This is a genomic window from Larkinella ripae (assembly GCF_054780775.1).
The window spans coordinates 59,435-76,561 of the sequence record NZ_BAAGVR010000023.1 but is presented as its reverse complement, the minus strand read 5'-3'; the positions used below and the strand labels follow the sequence as shown (position 1 = coordinate 76,561).

The 17,127-nt window shown below is 55.7% G+C and carries 8 protein-coding genes; 6 read left to right on the top strand and 2 right to left on the bottom strand.

The window, feature by feature from the left end:
- Window positions 1-111 precede the first annotated feature (111 nt).
- Complete coding sequence (locus ACYVHX_RS17770; protein ID WP_460673017.1) at window positions 112-705, top strand: HD domain-containing protein; 594 nt, start codon at window positions 112-114, stop codon at window positions 703-705.
- Here the strand turns inward: ACYVHX_RS17770 and ACYVHX_RS17765 are convergent.
- Window positions 686-3,928, bottom strand: coding sequence for a cyclic nucleotide-binding domain-containing protein (locus ACYVHX_RS17765; protein WP_460673016.1), 3,243 nt, complete (start codon window positions 3,926-3,928; stop codon window positions 686-688). The two genes, ACYVHX_RS17770 and ACYVHX_RS17765, sit on opposite strands and share 20 nt — an antisense overlap.
- Before the next feature lie 86 nt (window positions 3,929-4,014).
- On the opposite strand from ACYVHX_RS17765, the gene ACYVHX_RS17760 reads away from it, so the two are divergent.
- The 3 genes from ACYVHX_RS17760 to ACYVHX_RS17750 all read left to right on the top strand — a co-directional run bounded on the left by ACYVHX_RS17760 (window position 4,015) and on the right by ACYVHX_RS17750 (window position 10,836).
- Complete coding sequence (locus tag ACYVHX_RS17760; protein WP_460673015.1) at window positions 4,015-7,413, top strand: methylmalonyl-CoA mutase family protein; 3,399 nt, start codon at window positions 4,015-4,017, stop codon at window positions 7,411-7,413.
- Window positions 7,414-7,489: 76 nt separating this feature from the next.
- Window positions 7,490-9,262 carry an L-lactate permease gene (locus ACYVHX_RS17755; RefSeq protein WP_460673014.1) on the top strand — a complete coding sequence of 591 codons (1,773 nt, stop codon included), beginning with the start codon at window positions 7,490-7,492 and terminating at the stop codon, window positions 9,260-9,262.
- Between the two features lie 356 nt (window positions 9,263-9,618).
- Window positions 9,619-10,836, top strand: coding sequence for a proline dehydrogenase family protein (locus tag ACYVHX_RS17750; RefSeq protein WP_460673013.1), 1,218 nt, complete (start codon window positions 9,619-9,621; stop codon window positions 10,834-10,836).
- 33 nt (window positions 10,837-10,869) lie between these two features.
- On the opposite strand, the gene ACYVHX_RS17745 is transcribed toward ACYVHX_RS17750, so the two are convergent.
- A complete protein-coding gene (locus tag ACYVHX_RS17745) occupies window positions 10,870-12,330 on the bottom strand; it encodes an APC family permease (RefSeq protein ID WP_460673012.1) in 1,461 nt (486 codons plus the stop codon).
- 269 nt (window positions 12,331-12,599) lie between these two features.
- Between ACYVHX_RS17745 and ACYVHX_RS17740 the strand changes: the two genes are divergently transcribed.
- Together ACYVHX_RS17740 and ACYVHX_RS17735 are read left to right on the top strand one after the other, a co-directional pair.
- Entirely contained in the window at window positions 12,600-15,761 is a 3,162-nt protein-coding gene (locus tag ACYVHX_RS17740) for a SusC/RagA family TonB-linked outer membrane protein (protein ID WP_460673011.1), read from the top strand.
- Between the two features lie 40 nt (window positions 15,762-15,801).
- Complete coding sequence (locus ACYVHX_RS17735; RefSeq protein WP_460673010.1) at window positions 15,802-17,127, top strand: RagB/SusD family nutrient uptake outer membrane protein; 1,326 nt, start codon at window positions 15,802-15,804, stop codon at window positions 17,125-17,127.

The following is a 17,127-nucleotide window of genomic DNA, read 5'->3' as shown; positions in this document are numbered from 1 at the left end:
TTGTTTCGTACCCGGTTTGGGCCGGGGCAAGTCGTAAAAAACCGGGAACAAAGTTTTTCCTTTCGTTTTGATTTCAGTTACTTTAGCCGCTGATGCCAGACAAAAACCGCAATGAATGTAGCCCAAGCCGAAGCCTTGATTCTTGCCAAATTGAAGCGCGCCCTCTCGTCCACCCTCTTTTACCACGGGCTTCACCACACGCTGGACGTGGTGGAAGCGGCTGCGCAACTGGCGGAGGCCGAGAAGGTTAGCGACCCGGAATCGCTGACGCTCCTGAAAACGGCGGCTCTGTACCATGATTGCGGTTTTATAACGACCTACCAGGGCCACGAAGCCGAAGGGTGCCGGTATGCCCGTGAAATATTGCCGACGCTGGACTATTCGCCCGAACAGATTGAGCAGATTTGCGGGATGATTATGGCGACGAAAATACCGCAAAATCCCCAGAATCTGCTTGAGCAGATTCTGTGCGACGCGGACCTCGATTACCTCGGCCGGGATGATTTCGAGCCCATTGCCCACACGCTGTTTGAAGAACTACAGGATCGCCATTTTGTGCGCGACGAACCCGCCTGGAACCGGATTCAGGTGCGCTTTCTGGAAAGTCATCAGTACTGGACCCAAACGGCCACTGAGTTACGCCAGGCCGGAAAGAAACGGCAGTTGGACAACCTGAAAGAGATCGTCAGCCATTACTCGGCCTGAGCGACATGGTTTGAATTTTCTCGTTCTGAAACCGGATGCGCTGGCACAAAATCCGCATCATGTTCCGCAGCACCTCCTCGCGTTCTTCCATCAGGTCGTAAAAATCTTCGTGGTCGATACGAAACAGCAGCACATTCGACGCCACCACCGCCGACGCCGAGCGCGGTTCGGCATCCAGAAGGGCCAGCTCGCCAAACACATCACCCCGCTCAAACTGCGCCAGGCGTTCCTGCCGGTCATAAATATCGACTGCTCCGGAATAGATCACAAACATGCAGTTACCAATTTCGCCCTTTTGAAAGATGGTCTGGCCTTCCTGAAACATTACTTCCTTCATGATCGGTGCAATCGTGCTCAGGATATTTTCGGGCGTATCGGCAAACAAGCGGGTATTTTTCAACACCATAATCCGCTCAAAATCAGAAATAGTTGATTCGTCGGTTTTCATAAGCTGACTGGGAAGGGTGGGATGATCGGCCAACAGGACCTGGTACCATTCGGGATGCTGGGATTGAATCACCCGCAGCGCGCCCTCGGCGCTCTCACTTAAAAGCTGAACCGGGTGGTGAAAATACGGAAGCAATAACCGGGCATTGGCGGGCGAGCGGGGTGTCCACCGGCGCAGCGCAACGCTGATCGTCCAGGTTGAAAACGTGGTTTCGCCCTGGTGCAGAATATAGGTCAGCAACGGTTCCTGGGCCTGAAAGGCCCCAAGCTGCGCATCAACCAACCGGACTTTTTCGGCCACCGGAATGTCGTCGACCAGCGCCTGCAAACACTGGTAAACCACGCGTGGAATCAGGTTGTCGAGCATTTCCAGCGCATTGGCCCGGCGCTCCCGCGAAGCGTGCTCGATGCCGGTCCGGACGCTGGTGATGACGTCGCGATCATAAATCTGCATCAGCAGGAAGAAAACCCGTTGCAGCAACAGCACAATTTCGTAATCGAGCGACGCCAGCAATTCCTTGTCATGCTTGTGGAGACTTCCGTGCAGCAGCCGCTGCGCCAGTTCGAGTTCTTCCCGCAAAATATGCCGGTATACTTCGGATTCCGAATCGGTTGTTTCCAGGTGACTCAAGGCCCGCAAGGCCGCCGTTCGCACCACCAGATTCGGCCGGCCAATCAGGGTCGTCAATATGCGGTGGCTTTCCGGAAGGTTAATTTTCGCACATACGGCCACGATCCGGCGTACCAAAACCGGGTCCGATGCCTGAAGGGATTCTTCCAGAAAGGGCAAAGCCGACTTCTTCATCTCCGCCAGACTCTGAGCCGCCGTCCGCCAGGAAAACCGGTCGGCCAACAAACCGACCAGCTGCCGGGTTAGGCCCGTGTTGCGCATGGCACCTGCGGTCCGGATGGCGGCATTTTTCACGGCAGCGTCCGTACTTTTCAGCGAGCCGTTCACCAGGTCATGGTGCTGTTCCAGGGGTGCCACCCGGATGATTTCCAAAACCGCCAGGCGGCTGGCCGAATCATTCGACTGCGTTAATTCCCGGAAACTATCAGCCGCCCAGGTGGCAAACCGGCGGTTTTTCAAGCCGCCCAGAATGGCACCCTTCCGAATCGTTAATTCGGAATTCCGGAGCAGGTTAGGAATCAGGGCCGGGTCGGCATCCGGCGACTCCCCAAACAACCGGCTGGCAACTTCCCGAATCGCCGGCTCCGGATCGTGAAGGGCCAGTTCGTACAAGGTAGTCGCCGGAATGGGCGTTTTGACGTTTACAAAGGTTTCCAGAACAAACCGCCGGACCTGTAAATCGGGATGTTTGAGCAAATTGCCGGCGGCTTCCGCCAGCTTCCCGGGGTGATGCGTTCGCAGCCAGCCAATGGCGCTGATCACTTCTTCCACCCGGCTGCTTTGCAGATTATTCTGCATCAGTTGCCACACCTCATCGGAAACCGCCAGCTCGCTGGTTTCCAGAAACCGCCGGCTCAGGGCCGATTTTAATTCGTTCAGGTAGTTCTGGTAGGTCCGGTGCAAAAACCAGAACGCAACCAGCGTAGCCACGCCCGTCCAGACAAACAAAACCCATTCATTAATGGCCGGAAACGCGTGGACGGCATAAATCAGAACGCCCGCCAGCGCCATGCCCAGCGGTTCATAAAATCCCTTCACCAGCGTGTGTCCGTGCAAACGTTGCTGCGTGGTAAGCGGTTGAAAGAGCACCAGAAAAACCGGGTCGAACAACGAACGACGGATTACTTCAAACGTCAGGTAGAGCGCGCAATAGTACAGCAGCCAGGTGGGCTCGCCCACATCTGACGACCAGACGAAGACAAATCCGATGACCCCGAGCAGGGCCGTGATGGGTAAGAGTTGGAGCGAACGCTGAATGCCCAGCCGGTCCAAAACCGGCCGCGACAGGATTACTTTCACCACCATTGCGACCAGGTACGTCAGCGCCAAAACCTTACTGACGTACTGAAGGAGCGAAGTCGTCGCGTGAATTTTATACTTGACGTTGATAAAAAAGGCGTACTCGACACTGACCGCTACCATCGCCACGGCCACCAGACTGAGGCACATCCAGGTGATCAGCCGGCTGTTGCCGAACAATTCCTTTACAATCCGCGATTGTTCCGGCTGCCGGACGCGCGCAGCTCCGTGCGGGGCGTGAATGTCGTGGGACCGATAGGTTAGCCGAAGGATGTAAATTGCCGCCAGAAAAGAGCCAAACGCGATCAGCAGCAGAAAAAACATATCCGTGTGCGCGTGCACCAGTGCCGCCAGAATGGCCCCCATCGCTTTGGCGGGCATGTCACCGGAACTGATGACGCTGAACAGGCGCTTGCTTTGGCGGACGTCGAACACCACCGCCGAAACGCCCCAGAATTCCAGGTTGGTCAACAGGTAGATCATCCGGAAACCCACCATGATGGCAATGGCCGACCAGACCGAGTGGCCCGCAATCACCAGAACGTCAATGATAAACGTCAGAATGATAACCGCCCACAACACCCGAACCGCCAGGGTTCGCAGCGCCAATTGGTGTTCGTAGTGGGCGTACAGTTTGCCCACGCCCATCATGGCCAGCGCAGCAACGACGTACGCAATGGGCAGGCTCGTTTCGGGATGGTTTTCAAGCAGAATGACATTGGCCGACACGTAGACCAGAATCGTCCCAACACCGAGAAAGAAATTATGCAGGAAAAATAACCAGACTGTTCGAACTTCATGGTGCCGAACACCAATCGAACGATAGAACTTTTGCGCTGGCGACATGCCGGTTTCACACTTGGTAATAACAATCAATAATACGGGTTTTCCGCCATTCTGCCTATTTTTACGCAACAATTTGCAATTTGATCATGGTATCGCAACAAACCACCAAACCGTATCAGCTCCGTAACCCCGTCCGCATCGTTACGGCGGCTTCCCTGTTCGACGGACACGACGCAGCCATCAACATCATGCGCCGGATCATGCAGGCATCCGGGGCGGAGGTTATTCACCTGGGGCACAACCGGTCGGTGGCCGAGATTGTGGATTGTGCCATTCAGGAGGACGCGCAGGGCATTGCAATCACTTCGTACCAGGGCGGACACGTTGAATTCTTCAAGTATATCATTGATTTGCTTAACGAGCGACAAGCGGCTCATATTAAAGTATTTGGTGGGGGCGGGGGCACCATCCTGCCCGCCGAAATGGAAGAACTGCACCGCTACGGCGTCACCCGGATTTACTCCCCGGACGACGGCCGGACGATGGGTTTGCAGGGCATGATCAATGATTTGCTGGAACAGTGCGATCACGGAACCCAATTCAGTCTGTTCAACGGCCTCCTGAAAACATTGCCAGATTCAAAAGATGTCAAACTGATCGGGCAACTGATTTCGGTCTCCGAAAACGCGCCGGATCTTTATGAAAAAACCGGTAAGGTTTTCAAGATCTTGCCGGATTCGGACGGAGCAAAAACCGCCCCCATTCTCGGCATCACCGGCACGGGCGGAGCCGGTAAATCCTCGCTGGTGGATGAGCTGGTCCGGCGGTTTTTGATCCAGGCCCCCGACAAAACCGTCGCGATCATTTCCGTCGATCCGTCGAAACGAAAAACCGGGGGTGCCCTACTGGGCGACCGGATCCGGATGAATGCCATTCACCCGGAGCTGGCGGCCGGCCGGGTGTACATGCGGTCGCTGGCGACGCGGCAGGCCAACCTGGCCCTGAGCAAATACGTTCGCGATGCCATTGAAATTTGCAAATACGCGCAATTCGACCTGATCATCATCGAAACCTCGGGCATCGGGCAGTCGGATACGGAAATTACCGACTATTCGGACGTGAGTCTGTACGTCATGACGGCGGATTACGGGGCCGCCACGCAACTCGAAAAAATCGACATGCTCGATTTTGCCGACCTCATTGCCATCAACAAATTCGATAAACGCGGTTCGCTGGACGCCCTGCGCGATGTTCGGAAGCAGTTTCGCCGGAACCACGTCAGCGCCAACCCGGCCATCTGGGAAACCGCTGATGACGAGCTGCCCATTTTCGGGACGATTGCGTCGCAATTCAACGACAGGGGCATGAACACCCTGTTTGCGAAACTGATGGAAGTGCTGCAGCAAAAAACCGGTATTTCTTTTATCAGCCAGGCCAATCCTGCCACTATTCCGCCTTTCGCCCCGACGCCCTCCTCCGCCATCATCCCCCCCGACCGGGTTCGGTATCTGGCCGAAATTGTGGAAGCCAGCGACCAATACGATGATTTTGTCAACGAGCAGGTTGCCATTGCGCGCAAACTCTATCAGTTGGACGGCGTTCTGCAAACGGTGTCGGCTGGTGAAACGGTGGTCGGCGATGCGCTCAAAACCCTCTATGCCGATTTTGAAAACCGGCTCCATCGCGATTGCCGACGGTTGCTGAAAGACTGGCCGAACCAGAAGGAAAAATACCGGGCCGACACCTATCAATACCAGGTTCGGGATAAAACCATTCACCAAAATCTGTTTTCAACCTCCCTGGCCGGTTTGCGCATTCCGAAAATCAGTCTGCCGACCTACGAAGATTGGGGGGACATTCTGCGCTGGCTGCTGACCGAAAATGTGCCGGGCGAATTTCCGTTTGCGGCTGGCGTGTTTCCGCTGAAACGCGAGGGCGAAGACCCGGCCCGGATGTTTGCGGGCGAAGGCGGACCCGAACGCACCAACCACCGGTTTCATTACGTCTCGAAAGGGATGCCCGCCAAACGGCTTTCCACGGCCTTCGATTCGGTGACGCTCTACGGCGAAGACCCGGATTACCGGCCCGACATTTACGGCAAAATCGGCAATTCCGGCGTCAACATCTGCACGCTGGACGACGCCAAGAAGCTCTACAGCGGTTTTAACCTCTGCGATCCGTCCACCTCGGTTTCGATGACCATCAATGGCCCCGCGCCCATGCTGCTCGGTTTTTTCCTGAATGCCGCCATTGACCAGCAGTGTGAATTGTACTTAAAGGAAAAGGGCGAAGGCGTAGCCGGAAAGAAAGAATTGGTGGCGTATCAGGGGGATTTACCCGATGGCAACAACGGTTTGGGACTCACCTTGCTGGGTACGACCGGCGACCGGGTTTTGCCGAAAGAGGTGTACGAGACGATCAAAGCCGATACACTTCGGCGGGTGCGCGGCACGGTGCAGGCCGACATTCTGAAGGAAGATCAGGCGCAGAACACCTGCATTTTTTCGACGGAATTTGCCCTTCGGATGATGGGAGACATTCAGCAGTATTTTATCGACCAGCAGGTTCGCAATTTCTACTCGGTTTCCATTTCGGGTTACCACATCGCCGAAGCGGGCGCGAACCCGATCTCGCAGCTGGCCTTTACGCTGTCCAACGGTTTTACGTTTGTCGAATACTACCTCGCGCGCGGGATGCACATCGACGATTTTGCGCCCAACCTGTCGTTCTTTTTCTCCAACGGCATGGACCCCGAATACTCGGTTTTGGGCCGGGTGGCCCGGCGAATCTGGGCCAAAGCCATGAAATACAGGTACAAAGCCAACGACCGCTCCCAGAAACTGAAATACCACATCCAGACCTCCGGTCGCAGTCTCCACGCCCAGGAAATTGCGTTCAACGACATTCGCACGACGCTCCAGGCGTTAACGGCCTTGTCGGACAACTGCAACTCGCTGCACACCAACGCCTACGACGAAGCCATTACGACCCCGACCGAAGAAAGCGTCCGGCGGGCAATGGCCATTCAACTGATTATCAACAAGGAATTTGGCTTACTGAAAACCGAAAATCCGTTGCAGGGCGCTTTCATTGTCAACGAGCTCACGGACCGGGTCGAACAGGCGGTTTTGGGTGAATTTCGCAGTTTGAACGAGCGTGGGGGCGTGCTGGGGGCGATGGAACGGATGTACCAGCGCAGCAAAATCCAGGACGAATCGATGGTTTACGAGATGCAGAAACACAGCGGTACGCTGCCCATCGTGGGCGTCAACACCTTCCTGGACCCGAAGGGTTCGCCGACGGTTTTGCCGCAGGAAGTGATCCGCTCGACCGACGCCGAAAAACGCTACGCCATCGAGTCCCGCCAAGCGTTTCAGGACCGAAACCGGGAAACCGCCCCGCCAGCCCTGAAACTCGTGCAGCAAACGGCGCTGGCAAACGGCAACATTTTCGAAGCCCTGCTGGAAGCCACCAAAGTCTGTTCGCTCGGTCAGTTGTCGCACGCCCTGTACGAAGTCGGTGGGCAATACCGGAGAAATATGTAACTTACAAAACCCGGCGCATCCGTTTTTGAGCCCGACGAGCGCTGTTATTCCGAACCCCTACCCTTCTGAATCGTTTATGGTCTGGCAACAACCCACCGATCCGTTCAATAATCTTGCGCTCTCCGTCCTGGTTGCGGCCCTTCCGATCCTGTTTATTTTCTGGGCGCTGATCATCCGGAAAATGAAAGGCTACCACGCCAGTTTACTCGCCACGGCCCTCACCCTGCTCATCGCCCTGTTTGTTTACGGAATGCCCGCCAAACTGGCGTTTTTATCCATTGCCCACGGCGCGCTCTATGGTTTTTTCCCGATCTGCTGGCTGGTTATCATGGCGGTTTTTCTGTTCAACATCACCGTCAAAAGTGGCAAATTCGAAATCATCAAGCATTTCATGGGTTCGATCACCGCCGACCGGCGGCTCCAGGCTTTGCTGATCGCGTTTTCGTTCGGCTCGTTTCTGGAAGGAACCGCCGGTTTTGGCGCGCCGGTCGCCATCACGGCGGCCATGCTGGTCGGGCTGGGTTTCAACCCCCTCTACGCATCGGGAATTTGCCTGATTGCCAACACGGCGCCGGTCGCATTTGGCTCCATCGGCATCCCGATTACGGTGGCTTCGCAGGTGTCGGGCATTCCGGAATTGCCGATTTCGCAAATGGTGGGCCGGACGCTGCCGCTCCTGTCGGCCATCCTGCCGCTGTATCTGGTCACGATTGTCGCCGGTTTGCGCAAAGCCCGGGAGGTGACGCCCGCGCTGCTGGTTTCGGGGTTGTCGTTTGCTTTTTTTCAGTGGTTTGCCTCCAATTATTTAGGTCCTTTTTTGCCGGATATTATCGCCGGGCTCGGTTCCATCATCTGCCTGATGGTTTTTCTGAAATTCTGGAAACCCAAAACCGTCTGGCGGTTTGCCGACGAAGCCCCCGCAACCACCGACGCCCCCCTGGCCTATTCCGGGCAGGAACTGCTGACAGCGTGGGCACCGTTTTTCATCCTGACCGTGATGATCATTGCCTGGGGTTTGCAGCCAATCAAGGACGTCCTGAATGCCGCCGGTTCGTTCCAGTTTGAGGTTCCGGGTTTGCACAACGCCATTCAGAACGGCGAGGGCGCGCTGATTCCCAAGCTATTCAAAGTCAATTACTTGTCAGCCGCCGGAACCGCCATTCTGCTGGCGGCCCTCGTAACGATGCCGGTGGTTGGGGTCAGCTACCGCGCGGGCGCCACCCTCTTTGCCGACACCCTCAATCAATTGAAATTTCCGATTCTGAGCATCACCAGCGTCCTCGGTTTTGCCTACATCGCCAACGATTCGGGCCTCACCATCACGCTCGCCGACGTGCTGGCTAATACGGGTGGCTGGTTTCCGTTTTTCTCCCCGGTTCTGGGTTGGCTCGGCGTGTTCATCACCGGTTCCGACACCTCCGCCAACGCCTTGTTCAGCAAGCTTCAGTTTGCCACTGCCCAATCCATCGGCGTCGATCCGGTCGTGACGGTAGGGGCCAATGTTTCGGGCGGGGTGGTTGGCAAAATGATTTCTCCGCAGTCGATTGCCGTGGCCGCAGCCGCCGGTAATCTCGTTGGTCACGAATCGGCGCTGTTCCGGTTTACGGTGAAACACAGTTTCATCATGCTCCTGGTGATTTGCGGCATCGTGCTGGCGCAGGCTTATTTACTCCAGTGGTTGATCCCCACCTACCAACTGCTGGACACCAGTGCCGCGGCAACCAGCCCCAACCTGACGAAAGGTTACACCTACCTCTTGATTCTGGCCGTCATCATTGCGGTTTTTACTTTAAGCGTGAAAAGCAGCAGGAGGTCTAATCCGGTTAAAACCGTGCGTAAAACCCTTTGAATCACGCGTTAACCAACGCCTTCGGAAAATCCTTCACCAGATTTAAACTTCTCTTTTTTGATAAATGCAATTGCCCGATTAGCGGTTCCGGCTCTTCCTGGCGCAGGCACGTCAGTGTTCGCTGTGGCACCCATTTTACTCCATACGGTTTTTGGCAGCACGGGCGGTCTGAACAGGACCGGTCTCTCCTTCGTTGTAGAAAGTAAGCCTACGCTGGTGACTCCGGAGCGGGCCAATCGCTTTTTTATCCGATCGCAACCCCGGACAATCCCCGGGCGTATCCATTGCTTATCCCAGAAAGCCAAACCCGTTTTCCGAAATTTCGTCGTTTAGCTTTCTAGAAAAACCGCCTTTGTATGATGAAGATAAAATCGATCATTCCCCTTGACAACACCGCCGATGCCTTTGCGTACAAGTCTGACCATCAGCTCCGAAAAGCCAATGCGTTGTTTTACCTGATGAATCAGAACTGGCTGGTGAAGTTGGGAGCGAAACTGACGGAAACCGCCGTAAACTGGAATCTGCCCGTCAAAGGACTGATCCGGTCCACAATTTTTGAGCAATTTGTGGGCGGAGAAACGCTCGACGAAACCACCGGCCTGATTGAGAAATTGAATCAGTACCACGTTCAGGTCATTCTCGACTACGGCGCCGAAGGCAAGGAAACCGAAGCGGATTTTGACAAAACGAAAGCCGAATTTATTCGGGTGCTCACCTACGCGGCCACCCGCCCCAATGTTCCCTTGATTGGCATCAAGCTTACGGCCCTGGCCCGGTTTGCGCTGCTTGAAAAATTAAACGATCGGGCGCTGGTTTCGACGTTTGAAACGGTTTTTGACACCACAAGCCTGACGGTTCCGGAACAGGCAGAATGGGCGCGCGTGGTTCAGAGAGTCACGGAAATTTGCGAAACGGCCGCCAAAACCGGAATCGGCATTTTGATCGACGCCGAGGAATCCTGGATTCAGAATACGATCGACGCGCTCACGATGAACGTTATGCTGACGTTCAACAAGGAAAAACCGATTGTTTTCAACACCATTCAGTTGTACCGGCACGACCGGCTGGATTTCCTGAAAGAAAGCCACGCACTGGCGGTTAAAAGCGGGGTTGTTTTCGGGGCCAAAATCGTTCGGGGCGCTTATATGGAAAAAGAGCGAAAACGCGCCGATGACTTTCAGAAAACCGTCCTGATTCAGCCGGACAAGTCGGCCAGTGATTCTGATTTTAACAAAGCCATCGACTTCTGCGTGGCCAACCTCGACACGGTTTCGCTCATCGTAGCGAGCCACAACGAGTACAGCGTCCAATACACCATTAACCTGCTCCAGTCGACGGGTCTGCCCCTCGATCATCCCCACGTTCATTTTTCGCAACTTTACGGCATGAGCGACAATATCACCTTCAACCTCGCCAAAGCCGGTTGCCACGTCAGCAAATACCTCCCCTACGGTCCCATCAACGATGTCATTCCGTACCTGATGCGACGCGCGCAGGAAAACAGCTCCGTGGCCGGCCAGACCAGCCGCGAATTGTACCTGATTCGTCAGGAAATCCAGCGCCGGAAACACTGACCCACCTGGCCAGTGGTTTCTTGTTCCCGCGCGTCAGTTCTGTGATGCGAACGGATCATCAGCGGTTTCCGCCGGGATTTTCTGCTTGCCGGATGTGGATTTGACAATCAGGAAATAAACCGGGATGCCGGCCAGTGTTATGATCAGTCCGGGCCAGGTGTAGGTCGGTTTGTAGATAATCAGCAAGAGGCAAAAAGCCAGCCCCATCAGGATGTACAGAACAGGCAAAACCGGGTAGCCCACGGCTTTGTATGGTCGGGGCGCATCCGGCAGCCGCCGGCGCAGAACGAAAATTCCGGCGATGGTCAGCATGTAAAAAACCACCACGACGAAGGAGATCATATCCAGTAAATCGCCGTATTTCCCGCTCAGGCTCCAGACCGAGGCCAAAAGGCACTGAATCCACAAGGCTAAACCGGGTACCGAATTCCTGTTTAAATGCCCGACTTTTTTGAAGAATAAACCGTCTCTGGCCATCGAATAATAGACCCGTGCGCCCGCCATGATCAGGCCGTTGTTGCAGCCAAAGGTCGAAACCATGATCATAAGCGCGATAATAACCGTGCCCGCACTGCCGAAAATGACGTGGGATGCCGTAACGGCAACGCGGTCTTTGTCGGCCGAAGCGATCTCCTGCAACGACAGGACGCCGGTGTACATGATGTTCGTCAGGAGGTAAATGACGGTTACAATGAGTGTGCCCAATGCCAGACTCAGGCCAATGTTTTTCTTGGGATTTTTGATTTCGCCGGCGATAAATGTCACCGTATGCCAGGAATCGCTGCTGAAAATGGAGCCCACCATCGCGGCCGCAATGGCCCCAAAAGCTGCCATCGTCGTGTACGACTCCGTGCTGCCGTCGGGGTTCAGTTTGTGTAAATCCCAGACCGATGAAGCAGTCCAGTTGCTGCTCCAGACGTCGGACTGAAGGGCGTACAAGCCAAATAGGATCAGGCCCAGCAGACTCAGCAGCTTGGCCAGCGTAAAGGTGGTCTGGATGATTTTTCCGCTGTTGACCCCGCGCGTATTGACGAAGGTAAGCAGCACAATCACCAGGATTGAAAGCAGTTGAGCCGCCGAAATCCGGAGAAAACCCAGATCCGCCACGATATGATCTTCGCTGAACGGCGGAAAAATGTAGGCGGTAAATTTGGCGAAGGCCACCCCCACCGCGGCAATCGTCGCCGTGTGGATGACGGTAAAAAAACTCCAGCCGTATAGGAAGCTGATCAGCGGATTATAGGCTTCTTTCAGGTACACATACTGACCACCCGCTTTCGGATACATCGCACTCAACTCCCCGTAGCTCAGGGCCGCCGTCAGGGTCATGAAACCGGTGATAACCCAGACGAACATCAGCCAGCCCGCGCTGCCGGTGTTTCGGGTAATGTCCGCACTAACGATAAAAATACCGGAGCCAATCATACTCCCTGCAACCAGCATGGTGGCATCCATCAACCGCAGGGAAGGCTTGAACGAGGTAGTTTCCTCCATAAAAAGGTAAAAATTAAGTCACTTGAACGGGTTTAAAGGCACCAACGCTCATTGCCCTATTTACGGAAAACCGGCCACGTTTTTATCATTGACACACAACTTTTAATCGCTTTCCGGTCAAAAGAGTCCGGATGGTGGCAAAACCGGGTTGCAATATCATTCCTTCAAGCAAGTCTTTACCCATTTCAATATAGTGAGGGTCCAGGTTGCGAAAGTTGGGGAGAATGTTGAAATTATGACCAAATCTAACCTCAATTTCCACCACTTTTATGACGAAAATTTATTTGATTCATCAGCGATGGTTCGGACTCCTGCTCGCTCTGCTGTGTTGGTCCACGATGGTTTCTGCGCAGAACCAACGGTATACGCTGAATGGCCGCGTCACGGACGGCAACGGGCAGGGGTTGCCCGGAGTGACCGTCGTCATCGTCGGCACCACGCTCGGTTCGGCAACGGACGAAAACGGCACCTACACGTTTGGCGTTACCTTACCTTCCGGCCCCTATTCCCTCAACTTTAGTTTTATCGGCTACACCCCGATCCGGCAAACGATTTCGCTGGGCAGCCAGCCAACGGTAACGGCCAACGCATCGCTGAAAGAAGATGTCATGAACCTGGACGAAGTGGTGGCCACCGGCTCGACCACGCAGACCTCCCGGCGCGAACTGGGCAACGCCATCAGCACGATTCGGGCCGAAAGCCTGACGCAAACCGGCTCGGGCGCGCTCCTCAACAGCTTACAGGGGAAAGTACCGGGCGCGCAGATTACGCAGAATTCCGGTGATCCGGCGGGCGGTATTTCGGTTCGGCTGCGCGGGATTAAATCCCTGACGGGTTCGTCCGATCCGCTGTACGTCATTGATGGCGTAATTGTCAGCAACGCCAGCACGAACGTTTCGCAGTTGGCCGTCGGCAACCAGATCGGGGCTTCCAACCCGAGCCAAAACCGCCTTTCCGACCTCAACCCGGCCGACATTGCCACGGTCAACGTTCTGAACGGGGCTGCCGCTGCCGCTCAATACGGTTCGCGGGCCGCCAACGGGGTCGTGCTCATCACCACCAAACGGGGGCAGACGGGCGCTCCCCGGGTTAGTTTTACGACCAGCTTCAGCCTCAACGAATTGCGCAAAAAAGTTTACATCACTACCTACCCCAAACAATTCGGTTTTGCGGATTTGCGGCTGCACACCATCGGCGTTCCCACGGCGGCCCAGCTTGCCGCCAATCCCGGCGTCACAACCACGCCCATCGTGCGGGATGGCGTTCCGGCCAATCTGGCGACCAATCTGGTGGATGTGACGCGGTATGATTATTTCGACGAGTTGTTCCGCACCGGTTCCGGAACCGACAACGCCATTTCGGTTTCCGGGGGCCGCGACAACACGCAGTACTACGTTTCCTTCGGCTACCTGTTCAATCAGGGAATCCTGAAAAACACGGATTTTCAGCGGTATAACCTCCGGGCCCGGCTCGATCAGCGGCTGACAAGCTGGGCCAAAATGACCGCCGGGTTGAGCTACAGCAACAGCTTCTCAAACGAGAAAGCCAACGGAAACGTGTTCTACAGCCCGATCAATTCGGTGAACATCACGAACAACATCTGGGACATTACCCGCCGGGATGCCGCCGGAAATCTGCTGGCCGTTGAACCCTCGCGCGTCAATCCGCTGTCGACCATCGAAGACATGCGGTCGACGCAAAGCACCAGCCGGACCATCGGCGACGTGCAGTTGAACCTGACCCCGGTGAAAGGGCTGGGCATCGACTGGATTCTGGGCGTGGACTCCTTTTCGCAGATCGGTCAAAACTACATTCGCCCGTATCCGTATCAGGCTACGGCCAATTTGCCGCTGGAACGGTACCCGAACGGTTTTGCGGCTACGGCCAACAACCAGGTGTTGCTGCTCAATTCCGACGTAAACGTGACTTACGAAAAGCAGTTCTCCGAAAACGTCAAACTGAACGCCATTGCCGGTTTGAATTATCAATACAACCAGCAGGATTATACGGTTTCCAGCGGTCAGAACCTCGCACCATTCATCGAAACCGTCAGCGGGGCCGCCAGCACGACCGTTCAGGCAACTTATACGCTCGACCGCTACAACCTGAGCGGTTATTTCGGGCAGGTGACGCTGGGCTTCCGGAATCTGGCGTTTCTGACGGCGGCCGTCCGGCGCGACCGGTCTTCTAAATTCTCACCCAGCGAAACCAACCAGATTTACCCCAAATTCAGCGGCTCGTTCGTCATCTCGGACCTAAATTTCTGGAAAAACGTCTCGTTTAACAACGTCTGGAATGCGTTGAAACTCCGGGCGTCGTACGGCGAGTCAGGGAACTTGTCGGGCATTGGCACCTACAGCCGGTTCTGGCAGTTTTCGCCCACGCCCTTCCTGGGCAGAAACACCATCATTCCGGGCGGAACGCTGGCGAACCCGCGCGTGAGGCCCGAGCGCATGGCCGAAGTGGAAGGGGGCGCCGACCTTTCCTTTCTCAATAACCGGCTGAACCTGACGGCCACCGTGTATTACCAGAAAATCAGCGAACTGGTCGTAAACCGGGTGTTGGCTCCCTCCTACGGCGGCACCAACATTGTCAACAACGTGGGTCAGATGGAAAACCGGGGCTTTGAGCTGTCGCTGGATGCGACGCCGGTGAAAACCAAAGACTGGTCGTGGGATTTAACGGTCATTTTCAACCGAAACCGCAACAAGGTGCTGGAACTGGGCAGCCCGGTTATCAACATCGCCACGGCCGCCGGTTCCATTTACTTGCTGAAAGGACAGCCCGCCGGGGTGTTTTACGGCACCACCTACGCCCGCAATCCCGACGGTTCGCTGCTGCTGACGCCCCAGGGTTTCTCGCAGGTGGAACGCGGAACCCAGACCCCGGGTTCGGTGGACTATACCGTCGATCATACCGGCCCGGACGGTCAGCCCAAGGGAACGCCGATCAATGCGGTGATTGGCAATCCGAACCCGAAGTGGACCGGCTCATTTGCCAGCAGTGTGTCGTATAAAAAAGCCTCCCTGCGCGTTTTGCTCGATGCGGTTCAGGGATTCGACGTGTACAATTCGGACAAACGGACCCGGCAGGGCGTCGGAATCGGCGAATTTGCCGAGCAGGAATTAAAGGGCGAACTGCCGCGCGGTTACATTTACTCGATCTACAACACGGAAGCCTGGCGCATCGACGACGGTTCGTTTGTCAAGCTGCGCGAACTGTCGCTGAGTTACCAACTGCCCGCTCTGGTCAAAAACATGAGCAACTTCAGCATTTCGCTGGTGGGCCGCAACCTGCATTCATGGGATAAATACCCCGGTTTTGACCCCGAAACCAACGCGGGTGGCACCTCCGATCTGGTGCGCGGTCTTGATTTTGGCAATGTTCCGATTCCGCGAACGTACCAGGTTCAACTCTCGGCGACGTTTTAAGCGGCTGAATGCCAATTTTTTATTTCAACTTCCTACGATCATGTTTCTAAAAAAATATACGTTACTGTTGAGTCTGGCGGTGATTCTGATGAGTCAGAATGCCTGCCGCGAAGACTACCTGAACCCCAGTGCCGCCAGCGAACAGCAGGTGATCAACTCGCCCGACGGCCTGATTGCGCTTGCCAACGGTTTGCAGTCCCGCTACACCAGCGGGCGGCTGGGAGCCATTTACAATGCCGTGGCAGGCGGGGGACTGACCACCCGCGAGTTTCGGGTGCTGAACGCCGGGAACGTCGATGAAATTGCCCTGGAAGCCGGTCTGGCCAACGTTACAAATCAGAACTCCATCGTCCGTCAGCTCTGGACCAGTTGCCTGATTGTCAATGCAAACGCCGACATCATTCTGGCCAATGCCGATAAAACCGGTGATGCCGGGACGAAAAGTGGCGTCGTTGCCTATGCTGCCATTTTCAAGGCGTTGTCGCTGGGCACCTTGGCGCAGTTTTTCGAGCAGGCTCCCCTGAAAGCGGGTGAAAATGCCGCCTTTGTGCCCCGGGCGCAATTGTTGAAAGAAGCCGTTACGCAACTGGAAGCCGCCGTTGCCCAGGTCGCATCGGCACCGGTTTCGTCCAAATTCGCCCTCAGCATTGTAACCGGTATCGACATTCCGAATACGTTACAGGCCCTGATTGCCCGCTACAGTTTGTTTGCCGGCGATTACACCAAAGCCCTGGAAGCCGCCGGGAAAGTCGATCTGAGCAAACGGTCGTTCTTTGCGTTTGACGACAACACGCGGAATCCGATTTTTGAAACCGCGTTCAGCAACCGCAACGTCATCGAACCCGTCAGCGCCACCCTCGGTCTGCCGACCGCGCTGGCACCCGATCCGGCGGATAAACGCATTCCGTTTTACGTCCGGACCACGCCCGGCGCCACGCAGAATCTGGGTACCGGTTTTGCAACAGCCAACAACGCGCCACTGCCGGTTTACCTGCCGGGCGAAATCCTGCTGATCCGGGCCGAAGCCCTGATTCGTTCCATTTCGAGTGGTGGGGCGCCCACCAACGTGAACTCCGCCATTGCCGAGTTGAACAAAGTGCTGACAAAAACCGCAGCCACCGATGCCTGGGGTTTGGGGGCGGCCCTGCCGCCCTACGCGGGCCCGGTGATGGCCAACGATGTGCTGACGGAGATTTACCGAAACCGGGCGATTGAACTGGCGTACAGCGGTTTTCGGCTGGAAGACAGTCGCCGGTTCGGGCGTTCCGGACCGAGCGTGACGGGAGAACGGAACCGGAATTTCTTTCCGTATCCCCGAACGGAGCGGGACAATAACACCAATACGCCGGTGACGGATCCGGATTGA